General features: G+C 72.0%; 18 protein-coding genes. 11 read left to right on the plus strand and 7 right to left on the minus strand.

Features of this window, described 5'->3' with window-relative positions:
* Together ACSBPG_RS21210 and ACSBPG_RS21215 are read left to right on the plus strand one after the other, a co-directional pair.
* Complete coding sequence (locus ACSBPG_RS21210; protein WP_435539206.1) at window positions 1–1,032, plus strand: phosphotransferase family protein; 1,032 nt, start codon at window positions 1–3, stop codon at window positions 1,030–1,032.
* Complete coding sequence (locus tag ACSBPG_RS21215) at window positions 1,029–1,415, plus strand: DUF6285 domain-containing protein (protein WP_435539207.1); 387 nt, start codon at window positions 1,029–1,031, stop codon at window positions 1,413–1,415. The genes ACSBPG_RS21210 and ACSBPG_RS21215 overlap by 4 nt, the downstream gene beginning before the upstream one ends.
* Window positions 1,416–1,601: 186 nt before the next feature.
* Here the strand turns inward: ACSBPG_RS21215 and ACSBPG_RS21220 are convergent, their stop codons facing one another.
* Together ACSBPG_RS21220 and ACSBPG_RS21225 are read right to left on the minus strand one after the other, a co-directional pair.
* Window positions 1,602–2,165: a hypothetical protein gene (locus tag ACSBPG_RS21220; protein ID WP_435539208.1), complete on the minus strand. Its 564-nt coding sequence runs from the start codon at window positions 2,163–2,165 to the stop codon at window positions 1,602–1,604.
* Window positions 2,166–2,172: 7 nt separating this feature from the next.
* Window positions 2,173–2,868, minus strand: a complete 696-nt coding sequence (locus ACSBPG_RS21225) for a sensor histidine kinase (protein WP_435539209.1) — start codon at window positions 2,866–2,868, stop codon at window positions 2,173–2,175.
* Window positions 2,869–3,215: 347 nt separating this feature from the next.
* Here ACSBPG_RS21225 and ACSBPG_RS21230 point away from each other — a divergent pair, with 347 nt between their 5' ends.
* From ACSBPG_RS21230 to ACSBPG_RS21265, 8 genes are all read left to right on the plus strand, one after another.
* A complete protein-coding gene (locus tag ACSBPG_RS21230; protein WP_435539210.1) occupies window positions 3,216–4,175 on the plus strand; it encodes an esterase-like activity of phytase family protein in 960 nt (319 codons plus the stop codon).
* Window positions 4,176–4,275: 100 nt separating this feature from the next.
* Window positions 4,276–4,863, plus strand: coding sequence for a riboflavin synthase (locus ACSBPG_RS21235; RefSeq protein WP_435539211.1), 588 nt, complete (start codon window positions 4,276–4,278; stop codon window positions 4,861–4,863).
* Window positions 4,860–5,996 carry a 3,4-dihydroxy-2-butanone-4-phosphate synthase gene (gene ribB, locus ACSBPG_RS21240; protein ID WP_435539212.1) on the plus strand — a complete coding sequence of 379 codons (1,137 nt, stop codon included), beginning with the start codon at window positions 4,860–4,862 and terminating at the stop codon, window positions 5,994–5,996. Before ACSBPG_RS21235 ends, ribB begins: the two co-directional genes overlap by 4 nt.
* A 6-nt stretch (window positions 5,997–6,002) precedes the next feature.
* Window positions 6,003–6,467, plus strand: coding sequence for a 6,7-dimethyl-8-ribityllumazine synthase (ribH, locus tag ACSBPG_RS21245; protein ID WP_435539213.1), 465 nt, complete (start codon window positions 6,003–6,005; stop codon window positions 6,465–6,467).
* 51 nt (window positions 6,468–6,518) lie between these two features.
* The gene (nusB, locus tag ACSBPG_RS21250) at window positions 6,519–7,088 is read left to right on the plus strand and encodes a transcription antitermination factor NusB (protein ID WP_435539214.1); all 570 of its coding nucleotides are present in this window, start codon (window positions 6,519–6,521) and stop codon (window positions 7,086–7,088) included.
* Window positions 7,066–8,082: a thiamine-phosphate kinase gene (gene thiL, locus ACSBPG_RS21255; protein ID WP_435539215.1), complete on the plus strand. Its 1,017-nt coding sequence runs from the start codon at window positions 7,066–7,068 to the stop codon at window positions 8,080–8,082. The genes nusB and thiL overlap by 23 nt, the downstream gene beginning before the upstream one ends.
* A 99-nt stretch (window positions 8,083–8,181) precedes the next feature.
* The gene (locus ACSBPG_RS21260) at window positions 8,182–8,637 is read left to right on the plus strand and encodes a hypothetical protein (RefSeq protein WP_435539216.1); all 456 of its coding nucleotides are present in this window, start codon (window positions 8,182–8,184) and stop codon (window positions 8,635–8,637) included.
* A 318-nt stretch (window positions 8,638–8,955) separates the two neighbouring features.
* A complete protein-coding gene (locus ACSBPG_RS21265; protein ID WP_435539217.1) occupies window positions 8,956–11,067 on the plus strand; it encodes a sodium-translocating pyrophosphatase in 2,112 nt (703 codons plus the stop codon).
* A gap of 94 nt (window positions 11,068–11,161) precedes the next feature.
* Here ACSBPG_RS21265 and ACSBPG_RS21270 read toward each other — a convergent pair whose 3' ends face one another.
* The 5 genes from ACSBPG_RS21270 to ACSBPG_RS21290 form a co-directional block, all read right to left on the minus strand.
* Complete coding sequence (locus tag ACSBPG_RS21270) at window positions 11,162–11,992, minus strand: PfkB family carbohydrate kinase (RefSeq protein WP_435539218.1); 831 nt, start codon at window positions 11,990–11,992, stop codon at window positions 11,162–11,164.
* Between the two features lie 42 nt (window positions 11,993–12,034).
* Complete coding sequence (locus tag ACSBPG_RS21275) at window positions 12,035–13,048, minus strand: SIS domain-containing protein (RefSeq protein WP_435539219.1); 1,014 nt, start codon at window positions 13,046–13,048, stop codon at window positions 12,035–12,037.
* Between the two features lie 70 nt (window positions 13,049–13,118).
* Window positions 13,119–14,090, minus strand: a complete 972-nt coding sequence (locus ACSBPG_RS21280; RefSeq protein ID WP_435539220.1) for a substrate-binding domain-containing protein — start codon at window positions 14,088–14,090, stop codon at window positions 13,119–13,121.
* 35 nt (window positions 14,091–14,125) lie between these two features.
* On the minus strand, window positions 14,126–15,235 hold the full coding sequence (locus ACSBPG_RS21285) for an ABC transporter permease (RefSeq protein ID WP_435539221.1): 1,110 nt from the start codon (window positions 15,233–15,235) through the stop codon (window positions 14,126–14,128).
* Window positions 15,232–15,996 carry an ATP-binding cassette domain-containing protein gene (locus tag ACSBPG_RS21290; protein WP_435539222.1) on the minus strand — a complete coding sequence of 255 codons (765 nt, stop codon included), beginning with the start codon at window positions 15,994–15,996 and terminating at the stop codon, window positions 15,232–15,234. Before ACSBPG_RS21290 ends, ACSBPG_RS21285 begins: the two co-directional genes overlap by 4 nt.
* A gap of 506 nt (window positions 15,997–16,502) precedes the next feature.
* Here ACSBPG_RS21290 and ACSBPG_RS21295 point away from each other — a divergent pair.
* Window positions 16,503–17,234 carry a GntR family transcriptional regulator gene (locus ACSBPG_RS21295; RefSeq protein ID WP_435539223.1) on the plus strand — a complete coding sequence of 244 codons (732 nt, stop codon included), beginning with the start codon at window positions 16,503–16,505 and terminating at the stop codon, window positions 17,232–17,234.
* Window positions 17,235–17,277: the final 43 nt, after the last annotated feature.

A 17,277-nucleotide genomic window follows, 5' to 3' on the forward strand; every position in this document is an offset into this window, starting at 1 on the left:
ATGGCCGGTCCGATCGCGGAAGAGGCCAGGCCCGGCCTGGAGCGCTGGCTGGCCGCGGCGGCCGGGGCCGAGCGGGTGGCGGTGGGGGACGCCGAGCGGCTGGGCGGCGGCGCCATCTCGCTGAACGTGGCCGCCACCCTGGCGGTGACCGGCGGCCCGCTCGACGGCCGCCACGCCGTGGTGGTGCGGGTCGGCCCCACCGCCGGCATGGCGGCGAGCCTCGACAAGATGCAGGAGTTCCGGGTGCTGTGCGCCGCCCGCGACGCCGGCGTGGCGGTTCCCGAGCCGCTGTTCGCCTGCGACGACGGAACGGTCCTGGGCAGCCCCTTCTACGTCATGCGCCGCGCCGCCGGGACGGCGGCCGGACGCCTGGTGGTCAACGCCGAGGCGCCGCAGCGCGACCTCGCCCGCGAGCTGGGCCGCCAGCTCGGCCGGCTGCACGGCGTGCGCCCGGACGATGACGGTCTCGACCTGCCGGTGCCGCACGGGCCGCCGGCGCTGGAGGCGGTGCGCGCCTTCCGCGCCTGGATCGGCGTCGAGGCCGACCGCGACCCCGTGCTGGCCTGGGGCCTGCGCTGGCTGCAGCTGCACGCCCCGGCGGCGGGCGAGGTGGTGCTGTGCCACCGCGACTACCGCACCGGCAACTATCTGGTGGAGGACGGCCGGCTGATCGCCATCCTCGACTGGGAGTTCGCCGGCTGGAGCGACCCGATGGAGGATCTCGGCTGGTTCTGCGCCCGGTCCTGGCGCTTCGGACGCCTGGAGCGCGAGGCCGGCGGCCTGGCCGACCGCGCCGACTTCTACGCCGGCTACGAGGAGACGGCCGGGCGCTCCGTCGATCCGGCGCGCGTCGCCTACTGGGAGGCGGCGGCCTACCTGCGCTGGGCCGCCATCGCCATCCTGCAGGGGCGCCGCCACACCTCCGGCGTCGAGCCGTCGTTGGAGCTGGCGCTGACCGGCCGCATGGTGCCGGAGATCGAGCGCGACCTGCTGATCCACCTGCGGGCCATCGAGGAGGGGATGTCCGGATGAAGAACTCGCCCGACGCCGGCGAACTGCTCGCCGCCGCGCTCGACGCCTTCCGGACGGAGGTGCTGCCGACGGTGCCGGCCGAGCGGCGCTACGCCGCCCTGATGATCGCCAACGCGCTCGCCATCGCGCGGCGCGAGCTGGACGGCCTCGACTCCGCCGGGCACGCCATGCTGGCGGCGATGGCGTCGCTGGTCGGCGACGACGCCGACCAGACGCTGTCGGGCAGCGCGCTGCAGGAGCGGGTGGACGCGCTGCAGCGCCGCCTGTGCGCGGACATCGCCGCCGGCGTCTACGACACGGACGTCGCCAACCTGATGGACTGCCTGGAGGCGACGCTCCGGGCACGGCTGGCGATCACCAATCCAAAGCTGCTGGACGCGTGACCGGCCGGAAAAACAAAACCGATTGCCAGATATCCGTAAAGATAATCGGCAATCGGCTGAAGTGGTGTGCAGAGCGATGCCTTGGAACGCAAGCTGCAAGGCTTCGTCGACGAATGTACAGTCTGCGGTTCCTTTGGGCAAACCCGCAATTGTCGCAAATTTCGACAAAATCGCATCGGAGCGGCCCTACCCCAGGTGCCAGGGACCGCCTGGCCGGGCGAAGCCCTCGACGCGGTCGCGCAGATTCTGCACCTGCGACGGCGTCAGCGACACGCCGAACATGGCGCGGAACGCGGCGGCGATGGCGCCGCGGGACGGCCGGACGCCGGCGGCGGCGAGATGGCGGTAGACGGTGAAACCGTCGACGCAGCGCTGCACCCGCTCCGGCCGGCCGCGCAGCTGGGCGGTCCGGGCGTCGCGCACGGCGTCGAGGTGGCGTTCCAGACGGCGCGCCGCCTCCAGCGGCGTGAAGGCGGGCAGGGGAACCGCCGGCTCCGGTGCCGCCGCCGGCCGGCCGGCCCGGTCGGCGGCGCGCTTGCGCCGCTGGCGGGTCCGCTCGGCGGTGCGCAACGCTTCGGCGTAGGCCGGGTCGCTGCGACGCCGCTCGGTGCGGCGGGCGTTGGCGCGGGCGTTGCGCCGGCGCAGCGATTCCAGCGCCCGCTCCGACAGGCGGCGACCGCCGCCCAGCAGGAAGGCGAGTTCTTCCGGAGTGAGGCGGACCGCGTCGTCGGGTTCGGGCGGCTCGGCCACGCCGGTCCTACAGCGGGAAGCGCACCGCCGCGGTGGTTCCGGCGGCGTCGGTGTCGGTGGACAGCGTGTCGCCGAGCTGGGCGGCCAACGCTTCGGCCAGCATCAGCCCGTCGTCGGCGGTGGTGTCGAAGCCGGCCGGCATCGGGCGGCCGTTGTCCTCGATCTCGAGCCGGCCCCGCCCCGCGTCGGCGTGGCTCAGGCGCACCTCGATCCAACCCTGGTCGGGAAAGGCGTGGTGCAGGCTGTTGGACACCAGTTCGGCGATGATCAGGCCCAGCGGCATCGCCTCGTAGAGGCCGATCTGCATGGGCTCGGCGTTGACGGTGATCGGCACGTTGGCGAGGCCGCCGGGGGTGCCGGCCTTCACCGTCTCGCACAGGGCCTGGACGTAGCGGCCGAGGTCGACGTGGGTGCCGCTGCCGGACTCGTGGAGCTGGCGGTAGAGGATCGCCAGCGCCTCGATGCGGACCAGCGTCTGCTCGTAGGCGATGCGGGCGTCGGGGTCGCGGATGCGGCCGGCCTGGAGCTTGAGCAGGCTGATGACGAGCTGGAGGCTGTTCTTGGCGCGGTGCTGCAGCTCCCGCATCTCCGCTTCCAGGGCTTTGACGCGCGCCTCCAGCGGGTTCTCCGGAGCGTCGGGCGCACCGGGGCTGCCGGCGGACTTGTCCGGAGGGGAGGCGACCGGGAGAGACCTCAAAGGCATCGACGTCAACCTGTACTCGCTGGATCCAGTGCAGCCGCACGCACGGCGACCGCCGGGCAACATCCGCTAATCTATGCACTCGCGGCCGGACCCGCGGCGGCTCAAAGGGGGTAGCGCCCAGGCCATAACCCTACCGAACGGACAGAAAATCCAGAAGTTCCGGACCGATCGGGTGTGTCCGTCGGTGGGCCGTCCGATCCGTGGAAATCCGCAGCGGTGGTGCGCTTGGGCAACGGCCGGCCGTTCGCCGGCCCTCCAAAGATCCGGTTCCGCGGGTGGGTTCGGCGTGCTTCATTGGCCGCATGCGACACCACCACCGATTTCGCCTCCCCCGAATGCGCAGGCTCGTGCTGGCGCTCTTCCTGGTCGCCGGATGCTCGGCCGTCGCCGGTGGTGCGGCCGACGGCACCGCCGCCGGAAACAGCCGGGCGATGCCGCTGGACCCCGGGGACCCGCAGCGGGCCGCCGTCGGCCGCCTGCTCTTTCGCGGCGCCGTCGAGGTGAACGCGGCCGGCGTGGGCGGCCTGTCCGGCCTCGCCCTGCTCGGCGGCGACCGCTTCGCCGCGGTCAGCGACCGCGGCAAGGTCGTCTTCGGCCGGCTCCGGCACGATGCCGCCGGCCGGCTGACCGGGGTGGCCGGGCTGGAGGTCCGCCGGCTTCCCCGTCCCGGCGGACCGGCCGATGCCGAGGACATCCAGCATCTGGACGATGGCGGCTGGCTGGTGTCGTTCGAGCGCGCCCACCGCATCCTGCGCTATCCCCCCGGCATCGACCGCGCCGGGGCGAAGCCGGTGCGCCTGCCGGCACCGCCGGGGCTCGAGGAGGCGCCGCGCAACGGCGGCATCGAGGCGATGGCGCGCCTGCCCGACGGCCGGCTCCTGGTGCTGGAGGAGGGGGCCGACGACGGAACGACCGCGCGGCGCGCCTGGATCGCCGCGCCGCCGATCCGCGCCCGCACCGACTGGACGGCGCTGACCTACCGTGCCGCCCCCGGCTTCCGGACGACCGGGGCGGCGGTGACGCCGGCCGGCGACCTGCTGGTGCTGGAGCGCTCCGTCTCGTGGCTCGGCGGCTGGCAGTCCAGGGTGGTGCGGGTGCCGGCCGGCGCCTGGGACCGCGGCCGCGTCCTGGACGGCGAGGAGCTGGCGCACCTGTCCCTGCCGCTGCTGGTCGACAACTTCGAGGGCATCGCCGCCGCCCCCGGCGCGGCCGGGGAGACCGAGGTGTATCTCGTCTCCGACGACAATTTCAGCCCGCTCCAGCGCACCCTGATCGTCCAGTTCGCGCTGCCCGCCGAGGCCATGTGACCCCGGCGCCCGGCGCGGGCGCTTGCGGCCCGGCGGCAAAGCACGGGACGGGGTGCGCTGATCGCTTCCGCCCGGCGGAAAACCTGCTACAGTCCGCGCCATGTTTACCGGAATCGTCACCGACGTCGGCCGCGTGCGCGCTGTGGAGAGGCAGGGCGACACGCGCTTCACCATCGAGACCGCCTTCGCCATGGACACGGTCCCCATCGGCGCGTCCATCGCCAACAGCGGCGTCTGTCTCACCGTCGTCGACAAGGGGCCCGGCTGGTTCGCCGTCCAGGCCTCGGCCGAGACGCTGTCCAGGACGACCCTGGGGGGCTGGGAGCCGGACACGCCGGTCAATCTCGAACGCGCCCTGAAGGTCGGCGACGAGCTGGGCGGCCACATCGTGTCGGGGCACGTCGACGGCGTCGCCACCGTGGTCGCGGTGCGGCCCGACGGCGAGTCGCTGCGCTACACCTTCGAGGCGCCGGCCGATCTCGCGCGGTACGTCGCGCCCAAGGGCTCGGTGGCGCTGGACGGCGTGTCGCTCACCGTCAACGAGGTGGAGGGGGCCCGCTTCGGGGTCAACATCATCCCCCACACCCAGAGCGCCACGACCTTCGGCCGCCTGAAGCCGGGCGACCGGGTCAACATGGAAATCGACATGCTGGCGCGCTACGTCGCCCGGCTGGTGGGCCAAGAATGACGTCCGAATACCATTCCTATCTCTCCTCGGCCGAAGAGATTCTCGACGAGGCGCGCCACGGCCGGATGTTCATCCTCGTCGACGACGAGGACCGCGAGAACGAAGGCGACCTCGTCATCCCGGCGCAGATGGCGACGCCGGAGGTGATCAACTTCATGGCCAAGCACGGGCGCGGGCTGATCTGCCTGGCGCTCGACCGCCAGCGCATCGAGAAGCTGCGGCTGCCGCTGATGGCGCAGCAGAACGCCTCGCGCCACCACACCGCCTTCACCGTCTCCATCGAGGCGCGCGAGGGGGTGACCACCGGCATCTCCGCCGCCGACCGCGCCCGCACGGTGCAGGTCGCCATCGACGAGTCGAGCGGCCCGGAGGACCTGGTGACGCCGGGCCACGTCTTCCCCCTGCTGGCCCGGGACGGCGGCGTGCTGGTGCGCGCCGGCCACACCGAGGCGGCGGTCGACATCGCCCGCATGGTCGGGCTGCCGCCGGCCGGCGTGATCTGCGAGATCATGAACGACGACGGCAGCATGGCCCGCCTGCCCGACCTGGTGAAGTTCGCCCAGTTCCACGGCCTCAAGGTCGGCACCATCGCCGACCTCATCGCCCACCGCCGGCGCACCGAGACGATCGTCGAGCAGCGCCTCGCCGGCACCCTCGACAGCCGGTTCGGCGGCTGCTTCCAGATGTACGTCTACGTCAACAAGGTGGCGTACGCCGAGCACATCGCGCTGGTCCGCGGCGACATCTCCGGCGACGAGCCGGTGCTGGTGCGCATGCACGCGCTGTCGGTCCTCGACGACGTGCTGGGCGACCGTTCGGCCGGGCGCGACGGCGAGCTGCAGGCCTGCATGGAGCTGATCGCCCGCGAGGGCCGCGGCGTCGTCGTGCTGCTGCGCGAGCCGCAGCCGAACGGCCTCTCGGTGCTGGCGCGGGCGCGGCTGGAGGGGCAGAGCAGCGGCGGCGGCGAGCTGCGCGACTACGGTGTCGGCGCGCAGATCCTGCTCGACCTTGGGGTGCGCTCGATGACCCTGCTGAGCAACCGGCCCAAGGCGATCATCGGCCTGGAGGGCTACGGCCTCACCGTGGTCGGTCACCGCCCGGTGCCGACCGGCGGCGGCGCGGAGTCCGAGTGAGCGCCCATGAGCGACGGGCCGCACATCATGGTGGTCGAGTCCCGCTTCCACGAGGACATCGCCGACGAGTTGGTGCGCGGCGCCGTCGCCGAGTTGAACAAGAGCGGGGCGACCTACCAGCGCGTGCCGGTGCCCGGCGCCCTGGAGATCCCGGCGGCGGTGCAGATCGCGGTGCGGTCCATGGACGTCTACACCGCGCGCCGGCGCTACGACGGCTATGTCGCGCTGGGCTGCGTCATCCGCGGCGAGACGACCCAGTACGACCTGATCTGTGCCGAGGCCATGCGCGGCCTGCACGACGTCGCCCTGCGGCACACCCTGGCGGTGGGCAACGGCATCCTGACCGTGGAGAACCGCGAGCAGGCGTGGCTGCGCGCCGCCACCGGCGGGCGCAACCGCGGAGCCTTGGCGGCCCGCGCCTGCCTTGACATGATCGAGCTGAAGCGCCAATTCCGCCTCTATCCGCGGTGAGGCGCCGACCCCGCAATCCACACGTTTTTTTTCAGGCAGTTCCAAGACATCATGAGCAACGAAGACGCGGCCGACCGCGCCAAGGAGCGGCGTGGCAACAGGAAGTCCGGGGCGAGGAAGACCGGGGGCGGCTCGGCCAAGGCACGGCGCAAGGCGGCGCGGCTGTCGGCGGTGCAGGCGCTCTACCAGGTCGACCTGACCGGCGCCGAGGTGGAGCCGGTGATCGGCGAGTTCGTCAAGCACCGGCTGGGCCAGGAGATCGACGGTGACCGCTTCGTCGCCGCCGACCCCCAGCTGTTCGCCGACATCGTCCGCGGCGCCGCCTACCGCCGCGAGGAGGTCGACGGCATGGTGAGCGCGGCCCTGTCGCCGAAGTTCCCGCTGGAACGCGTCGAGCTGCTGCTGCGCGCCATCTTCCGCGCCGGCGCTTACGAACTGTTCGCCCACCGCGACGTCCACCCGCGCATCCTCATCAGCGAGTACGTCGACGTGGCGCATGCCTTCTTCGCCGGCCGCGAGCCCGGCATGGTCAACGGCGTGCTCGACCACGTCGCCCGCGTCGTGCGGCCCGACGAGCTGCAGCAGCCGGACCCGGCCCGTGACGCCGCCGGCGAGCGCTGAGGGGCGACCCGCCGGGAGCGGCGAGTTCGGCCGGATCGCCCGCTACTTCAAGCCGCTGGCGGCGGGCTTCCCGGGGGCCCGCGGGCTGGCCGACGACGCCGCCGTGTTCGCCGTGCCCGAGGGGCAGGAGCTGGTGGTCACCATGGACGCCATGGTGGCCGGGGTGCATTTCCTGCCCGACGATCCGCCGGCCGACGTCGCCGCCAAGCTGATGCGGGTCAACCTGTCGGACCTCGCCGCCATGGCCGCCGAGCCGCTGGCCTACACCCTGGCGGTGGCGCTGCCGCGCGACCTGCCGGAGGCGTGGCTGGCCGCCTTCGCGGCGGCGCTCGGGGAGGACCAGCGGCGCTACGGCATCGCCCTGGCCGGCGGCGACTCGGTGTCGACGCACGGGCCGATCACCCTGGCGCTGACCGCCTTCGGGCTGGTGCCGGCGGGGCAGGCGCTTCCCCGCGCCACGCGACGGCGCGGCGACCCCGTCTTCGTCACCGGCACCATCGGCGACGCCGCGCTCGGCCTGGCCGTCGCCCTGGGCGAGCTGGCGGTGGAGGACGCCGGCGCGCGCGCCCACCTGCTGGGGCGCCTGCGCCGGCCGGAGCCGCGCCTGTCCGTCGGCACGGGACTGCGCGGGGTCGCGGACACCGCCATCGACGTGTCGGACGGGCTGGTCGCCGACCTCGGGCACCTCGCCGAGGAGTCGGGCTGCGCCGCGGTCCTGGAGGCGGCGCGCGTGCCGCTGTCGCCGGCGGCGCGCGCCGTCGTCGGGAGCGACCGCGACCGCCTGGCCCGGGTGCTGACCGGCGGCGACGACTACGAGGTTCTGTTCACCGCGCCGGCGGAGCGCCGCGCCGCGCTGGCCGACCTCGCCGCCGCCTCCGGCGTCGCCATCACCGAGATCGGCCGCCTGTGCGAGGGGCCGGCCGGCACGGTGACGGTGCTGGACGCCGCCGGAGCGCCGTTCGACCTTGCCCGGCGCGGCTGGGTCCATTTCTGATCGCAGGGGCACCGCCCTCCCGGCGCCGGCCGCTTAACCCGATCGTAGGCAACGCCCGTCATGGTGGGCGGCGACGGTGACGCGACTCGGGGCGGGGCGATGAAGGCCATCCTGGTTCTGGTGTTTGGCCTGGCGCTGCTGGGCGGGGCCGCCTACGGCGGCTGGACGCTCTATCAGATGTACGTCGTCGGCCGGCAGGCCGAGGCGGAGGCCCCGCCCCCGCCCCCGCCGCCGCCGGCCACCGCCTACGTGCGCATGAAGCCGGTGGTGGTGCCGGTGATCGGCGAGAACCGCGTGCGCCAGTTCATCACCGTCGCCGTCACGGTCGAGGTGTTCGCCGAGAAGCAGCCGGTCGCCCAGGCCAACGTGCCGCGCCTGGAGGACGCCTTCATCACCATCCTCTACGAGGCGATCGACGACGGTTCGGTCCTGAAGGGCGAGATCGTCCAGATCGGCGCCCTGAAGGCCAAGCTGATGGAAGCGGCGACCAAGGCGCTCGGCGCCGAGGTCGCGCACGATGTGCTGATCCAGGTCGTGACTCAACGCAATCTGTAGTATCCGCCCCGCCAGGGCTCTCCTTCTGCTGCGGCGCAACGTCGCGACTCGCGACCACGGCGGCGATCGGCAAAAACGCCGCAATGGTGGCGGTGCGCCGTCTCGGGTCTATGTCGAACGGGCTATTTTAGAATGCTTTCAGCATTCGCTCTGAGGCCTTGTGCGACCATTTCGCCGTGCGCCGGCCGACGTTCCCGCTGTTGCAAAGCCATCGGCGGCGTAGCATGCTCTTTGGCGAAAAAATCGGCCTGATCACCGCCTCGTCTTACGCGGCGGACGTGGACACTGTGGCCGATACAATATTTCTTGGGGGAACGGATGACAGTAGCGTTCATATTTGTCATCGCCTGCGGCATTCTGGCGCTGGCTTACGGCGCGTACGCCGGCAAGCAGGTCATGGCCGCTCCCGCCGGTTCGGAGCGCATGCAGGCGATCGCCGGGGCGGTGCAGGAAGGGGCCCGCGCCTATCTGAACCGCCAATACACCACCATCGCCATCGCCGGGGTGGTCATCCTCATCATTCTCGGCGCCATTCTCGGGCTGGCCGTCGCCGTCGGCTTCCTGATCGGCTCCGTGCTGTCCGGCGTGGCCGGCTACATCGGCATGAACGTGTCGGTGCGCGCCAACGTCCGCACCGCCCAGGCGGCGACCGAGGGCCTCGCCAAGGCGCTCGACATCGCCTTCAAGTCCGGCGCCATCACCGGCATGCTGGTGGTCGGCCTCGGCCTGCTCGGCGTCGGCGGCTATTTCGCCGTCCTCTCCATCGTCTTCAACCTCGGCGACCCGGCCGAGCTGCGTCACGTGCTGGAAGCGCTGGTGGCGCTCAGCTTCGGCGCCTCGCTGATCTCCATCTTCGCCCGCCTGGGCGGCGGCATCTTCACCAAGGGCGCCGACGTCGGCGCCGACCTCGTCGGCAAGGTCGAGGCGGGCATCCCCGAGGACGACCCACGCAACCCGGCGGTGATCGCCGACAATGTCGGCGACAACGTCGGCGACTGTGCCGGAATGGCCGCCGACCTCTTCGAGACCTACGCCGTCACGATCGTCGCCACCATGCTGCTGGCGGCGATTTTTTTTGCCGGTGACGTCGTCCGCACGCTGCTGCTCTATCCGCTGGTGATCGGCGCGGCCTGCATCATCGCCTCGGTGGCCGGCACCTTCTTCGTCAAGCTGGGCAGCAACAACAACATCATGGCGGCGCTCTACAAGGGGTTCATCGGCTCGGCGGTGATCTCCTGCGCGCTGATCTTCCTGGTCACCCTGGTGATGTTCGGCTTCGGCTCGCCGATCCCGATGATGAGCGGCACGACGACGGTGAGCATCACCGGCGCCAACCTGTTCATCTGCTCGCTGGTGGGGCTGGCGGTGACCGGCCTGCTGGTGTGGATCACCGAGTACTACACCTCGACCGCCTACCGCCCGGTGCGCAGCGTCGCCCGCGCCTCGGAGACCGGCCACGGCACCAACGTGATCCAGGGCCTCGCGGTGTCCATGGAGGCGACGGCCCTGCCGGTGGTGGTGATCTGCGCCGGCATCATCATCGCCTACAGCCAGGCCCACGTCTTCGGCATCGGCATCGCCGCGACGACCATGCTGGCGCTGGCCGGCATGGTGGTGGCGCTCGACGCCTACGGACCGGTCACCGACAACGCCGGCGGCATCGCCGAAATGGCGGACATGCCCAAGGACATCCGCGTCACCACCGACGCCCTCGACGCGGTCGGCAACACCACCAAGGCGGTGACCAAGGGCTACGCCATCGGCTCGGCCGGCCTCGCCGCCCTGGTGCTGTTCGCCGCCTACGTCCAGGACCTCAAGCACTACTTCCCCGACGTCACCGTCGCCTTCCAGCTCGACAGCCCCTATGTGGTGATCGGCCTGCTGTTCGGCGGTCTTCTGCCCTACCTGTTCGGGGCGCTCGGCATGACCGCGGTCGGCCGCGCCGCCGGCTCGGTGGTGGTCGAGGTGCGCCGGCAGTTCCGCGAGATCCCCGGCATCATGGAAGGCACCGCCAAGCCCGACTACGGCCGCGCCGTCGACATGCTGACCAAGGCGGCGATCAAGGAGATGATCGTCCCGTCGCTGCTGCCGGTGCTGGCCCCGGTGGCGCTCTACCTCGTCATCACCGCGGTGGCCAGCCAGGCCGATGCCTTCTCGGCGCTGGGGGCCATGCTGCTCGGCACCATCGTCACCGGCGTCTTCGTCGCCATTTCCATGACCTCGGGCGGCGGCGCCTGGGACAACGCCAAGAAGTTCATCGAGGAGGGCAACCACGGCGGCAAGGGGTCCGACGCCCACAAGGCGGCGGTCACCGGCGACACCGTCGGCGACCCCTACAAGGACACCGCCGGCCCGGCGGTCAACCCGATGATCAAGATCACCAACATCGTGGCGCTGCTGCTGCTGGCGATCATCGCCCAGCTCAGCTAGCGGGAGTGCTCCCCGTGGCCGCCGGGCCGTGGGGATGCCGAGGCGAAGGCCGGGCGGGAGCCCGGCCTTCGTCGTTCCGGCGGGTGCGGAGCCGTCACGCCGGTCCGCCGGCCAGCGGCAGCGGCGTCTGCGGAAAGCCGCCGTAATGGCCGCAGGTGCCGGCCGCGGCGTCGCGGGCCGCCGTCAGGCAGTCCTCCAGACGGCACCCCCGCAGGAGCGCATCCAGGAAGGCGGCGATGAAGGTGTCGCCGGCCCCCAGCGTGTCGGTCACGGCGGCCGGCGCGATGCCGGCGCGGGCGATGCCGTGGCCGCGCGACGCCATGCTGCCGAGGCCGCCCATGGTCACCACCGCCAGCCCGGCGCCGCCGGCCAGCAGGTCGGCGAGGCGGGCCTCGGCGGCCCCGGGGTCGGCCGCGGTCGACGCGAAGGCGACCGCCAGGCCCCGGGGATCGAGCGTCTCGGCGCGGGCGTGGACGCCGAGATCCTGGGACAGCGACAGGCCGGTGCCGAGCAGGGCGCGCTTGGCGGCGCCGCCGTCGTCGAGCCAGCCGAGATGGACGTGCCGCAGCGTGCGCAGCACCGCGAGGTCGGCGGGCGGGACGCGGTAGCCGGCGCAGACCCCGAACTCCTCGAAGGAGATGACGCGGTCGCCGCCGGGCCGGACGGTGATCTCGGAATAGGCCGTCCGGCCCCCCGCCACCACCTGGACGTGGCCGACGTCGACGCCGTTGGCCCGCAGCGCGTCGAGCGTGCGGCGGCCGTCGCCGTCGTCGCCGACGGCGCCGAAATAGGCCACGCGGCGGCCCAGCCGGCTCAGGTGGACGGCCACGTTGACCGCGTTGCCGCCGACCGTCGACAGGCCGACCGGCGGCAGGTAGCGGTCGATGCAGTTGTCGCCGACGGTGGCGACGTCGAAGGCGGCCATGGCGCCCTCCCTCCGTTTCCCCGGCCGCCGGCCCGCCGCGGCTCAGTAGGCGACCCGCTTGTAGTAGCGGCGGGTGGTCAGGGGATGGTTCCGCTTCACCTCGAGATGGGCGCTGACCCGTTCGAACGCCGCGGCCAGCAGGACCGGGGAGAGCAGCGCCCGCACGTCCGCCGAGACGCCGGGCAGGGCGAAGGCCGCGGTGTCGAAGACCGCCAGCTTGTCGGTGTAGGACGCGGCGAAGCGCTCGACCCGCTCGACCAGCGGCCGCGACGCGTCCTCGCCCTTGAACAGGATGACGCTGACGCCCGTCTCCACCAGCTCCAGGGTGCCGTGGAAGAAGTCCGCGGCGTGCACCGGGCGGGTGCGGATCCACTGCATCTCCTCGAGGATGCACATGCCGTAGTACCAGGCCTGCGGCCAGGTCCCGCCGGCGCCGACGATGATGTGGTAGGGCTCGTCGCGGATCGCCTCGGCGAAGGACTCCGCCCGCGCCTCGAAGGCCCGCTTCAGCTCGACCAGCTTGGCCGGCAGGGTGGCGAACTCGCCGACGATGCGGTCGCGGTCCGGGCATTCCCCGCGGTGGGCCATCGCCGACAGGGCGAGCAGCAGGGACTGCAGGTAGAAGGATTCGCACGAGGTGTCGTCCTCGGCGAAGTTGACGAAGGCGTGGTCGGCGTCCCGGCCCAGCGGCGTGTCGGCGTGGCCGACCAGGGTGATCACCGTCGCCCCGCGGTCCCGGCAGAAGCCGAGCGCGTCGACCGACTCCGTCGTCGTGCCGGACAGCGAGGGCATGACCACCAGCGAGCCGGCCCCGAGGTGGGGCGAGCCGTTGGCCCGCAGCTCGGCCGGCATCTCGGTGAACACCGGCAGGCGCGAGGCGTGCTGCAGCAGGAAGGCGGCGGGGTGCATCAGGATGCCGGCGCCGCCCGAGCCGACGAAGAACAGGTTCTCCATCCCCTTGGCCACGCAGGCGCCGAGGGTCCGGTGCAGACCGTCGGCCAGGGACAGGGCGCCGCCCTGGATCTCCAGGTAGCGCCGGACGTCGAAATTCAACATGGTCGGAACTCTTGGTCGGGGGAACGTCCGGGGCAGGGCGCGTCGGCACCGCCGCCCCGGACCGGGAAGGTCACATGCAGTTGCCGACGTAGAGGTACTTGGCGACCTCCGGCCGATCGATGGTGTCCTTGGTCGCCGTCACCGTGCCGGTGCCGATCGGCGTGGTGACCGGCCGGCCGGCGACGGCGTTGAGGGCCTCGCGCACGCCGAGATAGCCCATCTCGTAGGGCTGCTGGATCACCAGCGCGTCGATCAGCCCCTCGCGCAGCGCCTCGATCTCCGGGTCGTCGGCGTCGACGCCGACCGCCACCACCTGGTCGGCGACGCCGGTGACGCGGATGCCGCCGGCCATGCCGATGGCCGGGTTGTTGGACTGGGCGGCGACGCCGACGAGGTCGGGGTTGGCGCTCATCAGCGAGACGAAGGCCGACTGCGCCTTGGGCACGTCCTCGTCGCCGACGAACTGGTTGCCGATGTAGGTCAGGTTCGGATGCTTGCGGATCTCCTCCTCGAAGCCGCGGATGCGGTCGTCGACCGTGGAGATGCCGGGGATGCTGTTGATCTGCGCCACCTTGCCCGTGCGGTCGCCGAGCATCCGGACGAGCGCCTTGGCGGCCTCGCGCCCCACCGCGAGGTTGTCGGTGCCGATGACGGCCGACAGCAGGCCGGGCTCGTCGATGGTGGTGTCGACGGCGATCACCTTCACGCCCTCCCTCACCACCTCGCGGATCGGCGCCACCAGCGCCGTGGTGTTGGTCGGGTCGAGGACGATGGCGTCGGGCTTGGTGGCCAGCACGGCGTACAGCAGCGGGATCTGGTCGGCGGCGCTGTAGTGGGGGGCCGCCTGGACGTTGATCCTGGCCTTGAAGTCCACGGCGGCGGCGCGGGCGCCGCAGGCGATGGCCTGATGGAAGCCGCTGTTGCGCTGGCCCAGCGCCAGGGCGATGGTCGGCTCCTCCGCCAGGGCGGCGGACAGGGTGGCCGCGGCGCCCAGGGTCAGGGCGGCCAGGGCGGCGGAAACGTGGCGACGAACGTGACTCATGACACACCCCCTCTTCCGGGTGAACCGCGTGGACGTCAACGGGGGCCGGAGCGCCGTCGCAACTGATCGGACAGCACGGCCAGCAGCAGCACGATGCCGACCGCCACCTCCTGCCAGAAGCTGGGCAGGCCGACGATCACCAGGCCGGCGGTCAGGACGACGGGGATGAACACGCCGATGATCGTGCCGTAGATGCTTCCGGAGCCGCCGAACAGGCTGGCGCCGCCGAGCACGACGGCGGTGATGGCCTTCAGGTTGTCGGTGGTGTGTCCGGAGATGGTGGTCGAGGCGAAGCGGGCCAGCGACAGGTAGCCGGCCAGGCCGGCGCAGACGCCGGAGATCACGTAGACCAGGATCAGGTGGCGGTCGACCTTCAGGCCGGCGCGGCGGGCCCCCTGCTGGTTCGAGCCGACGGCGTAGGTGTAGAGGCCGAAACGGGTGAAGTGCAGCACGATGCCGCCGACCGTCACCACCACGAGAGCGATCAGCACGATGGTCGGCACGCCGTGGATGCGGCCGATCCCGATGGTCTCGACGATGCTGAAGGGGACGCCGGTCATGTCCATGCCGCCGACCAGCAGGCGCGCGGCGCCCATCGCGATGCCCATGGTCGCCAGCGTCACGATCAGCGGGTTGAGCTTGGTCCAGGCGACCAGAACGCCGTTCAGCCAGCCCCACAGGCCGCCGAAGGCGAGGGCGACCAGCAGGCCGGCGAGCGGGCTCCAGATGCCGTCCGGCCCGAGCTGGCGCATCGTCAGCAGGGCCATGACGCTGGAGAACACCAGGACGGCACCGACCGACAGGTCGATGCCGGCGGTGATGATGACGTAGGTCATGCCGAGCGCCAGGATCAGGGTGACCGAGGCTTCGACCGCCATGTTGCGCAGGTTGATGGCGCTGAGGAAGGCGTCCGGGCGCAGGGCGACGAACACCGCCACGGTGGCCAGCAGGGCGGCGAGGATCATGATCTCCGGCCGGGCCTGGAGCCGGCGGGCCAGACCGGGCCGCCGGCCGGTCCCGCCGTCCCCGGTCCCGCCGTCCCCGGTCCCGCCATTCCCGGTTCCGCCGTCCGCCGGCCGGCCGGTCGCCGGTCCGGGGGCGCGGTCCGTCGCCGGCCGCCGCGTGATCGAGAGGTCTTCGCTCATCGCGCGCCCTCCAGTTCCAGGGAGCCGGTCATGGCGCCCACCAGCTCGTCGATGGTCACGGTCCTGGCGTCGTAGGTGACGACGCAGCGGCCGCGCCGCAGCACGACGATGCGGTCGGAGACGGCCAGGACGTCCGGCATGCTGTGGCTGATGAGGCAGACGGAGATGCCCTGGTCGCGGACGCGGCGGATCAGGTTGAGCACGTTGCGGGTCTGCTTGACGCCCAGGGCGGCCGTCGGCTCGTCCATGAAGATCAGGCGCTTGGCCCACATCACCGCGCGCGCCACGGCGACGCCCTGGCGCTCGCCGCCGGAGAAGTTGGCCACCGGCGCGGTGAATTCGGGCACGCGCACGCCCAGGCTGGCGAAGGCCTCGGCGCCGGCCTTCAGCATCGCCGCCCGGTTCATGAAGCCGAGGCGGCCGAACAGGCCGGGTGCCGGAATCTCCCGCCCCAGGAAGACGTTCTGGATGGCGGTGAGGTCGAGGGCCAGCGACAGGTCCTGGTAGACGGTCTCGATGCCGTGCCGGCGGGCGTCGAGGGGCGAGCGGATCTGGGTCGGCGTGCCGTCGACCAGGATCGTGCCGCTGTCCGCGGTCAGCACCCCCGACAGGATCTTCGCCAGGGTCGACTTGCCGGCCCCGTTGTCGCCGATCAGCGCGACCACCTCTCCGGCATGGATGCTGATGTCGGCCCCCTGCAGGGCGCGCACCTGGCCGAAGCTCTTGTGGATCTGCCGTGCTTCGAGGATCGGCGTGGTCATGGCCCGGGACTCCCGACCGATGCGTCCAGCGACACCCGCTTCGGACCGTGCCGACGGCGTCGGCCGGTCCTCCGACCGTGCAGAGATCTGACAACGTATCCGAACGGCCGTCAAGGTGAATTGTCAATGTGGCTATGCCGTCTCGCCGAGGCCGGCGCGACGAGGATGACCGCTCGTTCCCGGTATCATCAAGGCATCTTGCTGGTATAAAACGGTAAATTGTTCCTGAAACGGATGCCGGGCCGGGCGTGCACGCGTGACCGGCGGCGGTCGGACGTTCCGGCGCGGGCGACCCTGCGTCGTCGGAAACACAGGGCGGACTCCGGTGGGGAGGGTGTATCGTCGGGATGTTGTCTGACAACGTGCGCGCGGCCGGGCGACGGCGAACGCCCGGTCCGTGCGGCGGCGGGCCGGGCCATGGACCGTTCCGCCGCCGGTATGCTAGGTCTGGTCGCCGACCGGGGGTTCGGGTCGCATCGGCCGGCGAGGAACGAGGGGAAGGGATGATGCCGCGCGCCCGGAACACCGAACCGTCCGTCGTCGCCCAGCTGCACGAACGGATCGGCGAGCAGATCAGGCATCAGGGCCTCAGGCCCGGCGACCGCCTGCCGACGGAGGGCCAGTTCGCGGCGTCCTTCGGGGTCTCGCGCCCGGCGCTGCGGGAGGCGCTGAAGCTGCTGGAACAGGAGGGCATCATCTACGCCGTCCACGGCAAGGGGCGCTTCGTCTCGGCCATGGCGGCGGTGCGGGTGGAGCGCCCCATCACCTGCTTCGAGAGCATCACCCGGATGGTCGAGCGCTACGGCTACCAGCCGGCCAACAAGGTGCTGTCGATCGCCGAGGAGGCGCCGCCGGCCGCGGTCGCCAAGGCCCTGCAGCTCGCTCCGCAGGACCGGGTGATCCGCCTGGAGCGGTTGCGCATGCACCGCAACGACGTCATCCTGTACTGCGTCGACTTCGTTCCCCGGGGGCTCGTCCCCGATCGCCTGTACGACGTCGACTGGGGGGGATCGCTGGTGGCCCTGCTCGAGGGGTACGGCCACGGGCCGTGCATGTCGCGGGCCACCGTGTCGTCGGTCATGCTCCCCGCCGAGGTGGCGGAGCGCAACGATCTGCACGATTTCGGGCCGGCCCTGCTGATCACCGAAGTGGCCTTCTCCGCCCTGGGACGGCCGGTGATCTACGCGCTGGACTATCACCGCGGCAGCGCGTTCAGCTTCAACTTCGTGCGCCGCTGATCCGTGCGCTGCCGGCGCGGGGCTGACGCGGGCGGGCCGGCCC

It is taken from the genome of Azospirillum sp. ST 5-10, from assembly GCF_051225715.1.
Taxonomy (GTDB): Bacteria; Pseudomonadota; Alphaproteobacteria; order Azospirillales; family Azospirillaceae; genus Azospirillum.

What these genes read in the sequence shown, in the direction of transcription:
- ACSBPG_RS21210 (WP_435539206.1), top strand. Translation starts at nt 1, where the DNA reads ATGGCCGGTCCGATCGCGGAAGAGGCCAGGCCCGGCCTGGAGCGCTGG.
- ACSBPG_RS21215 (WP_435539207.1), top strand. Translation starts at nt 1,029, where the DNA reads ATGAAGAACTCGCCCGACGCCGGCGAACTGCTCGCCGCCGCGCTCGAC.
- ACSBPG_RS21225 (WP_435539209.1), bottom strand. Translation starts at nt 2,868, where the DNA reads ATGCCTTTGAGGTCTCTCCCGGTCGCCTCCCCTCCGGACAAGTCCGCC.
- ACSBPG_RS21235 (WP_435539211.1), top strand. Translation starts at nt 4,276, where the DNA reads ATGTTTACCGGAATCGTCACCGACGTCGGCCGCGTGCGCGCTGTGGAG.
- ribB (WP_435539212.1), top strand. Translation starts at nt 4,860, where the DNA reads ATGACGTCCGAATACCATTCCTATCTCTCCTCGGCCGAAGAGATTCTC.
- ribH (WP_435539213.1), top strand. Translation starts at nt 6,003, where the DNA reads ATGAGCGACGGGCCGCACATCATGGTGGTCGAGTCCCGCTTCCACGAG.
- nusB (WP_435539214.1), top strand. Translation starts at nt 6,519, where the DNA reads ATGAGCAACGAAGACGCGGCCGACCGCGCCAAGGAGCGGCGTGGCAAC.
- ACSBPG_RS21260 (WP_435539216.1), top strand. Translation starts at nt 8,182, where the DNA reads ATGAAGGCCATCCTGGTTCTGGTGTTTGGCCTGGCGCTGCTGGGCGGG.
- ACSBPG_RS21265 (WP_435539217.1), top strand. Translation starts at nt 8,956, where the DNA reads ATGACAGTAGCGTTCATATTTGTCATCGCCTGCGGCATTCTGGCGCTG.
- ACSBPG_RS21270 (WP_435539218.1), bottom strand. Translation starts at nt 11,992, where the DNA reads ATGGCCGCCTTCGACGTCGCCACCGTCGGCGACAACTGCATCGACCGC.
- ACSBPG_RS21275 (WP_435539219.1), bottom strand. Translation starts at nt 13,048, where the DNA reads ATGTTGAATTTCGACGTCCGGCGCTACCTGGAGATCCAGGGCGGCGCC.
- ACSBPG_RS21280 (WP_435539220.1), bottom strand. Translation starts at nt 14,090, where the DNA reads ATGAGTCACGTTCGTCGCCACGTTTCCGCCGCCCTGGCCGCCCTGACC.
- ACSBPG_RS21285 (WP_435539221.1), bottom strand. Translation starts at nt 15,235, where the DNA reads ATGAGCGAAGACCTCTCGATCACGCGGCGGCCGGCGACGGACCGCGCC.
- ACSBPG_RS21290 (WP_435539222.1), bottom strand. Translation starts at nt 15,996, where the DNA reads ATGACCACGCCGATCCTCGAAGCACGGCAGATCCACAAGAGCTTCGGC.
- ACSBPG_RS21295 (WP_435539223.1), top strand. Translation starts at nt 16,503, where the DNA reads ATGCCGCGCGCCCGGAACACCGAACCGTCCGTCGTCGCCCAGCTGCAC.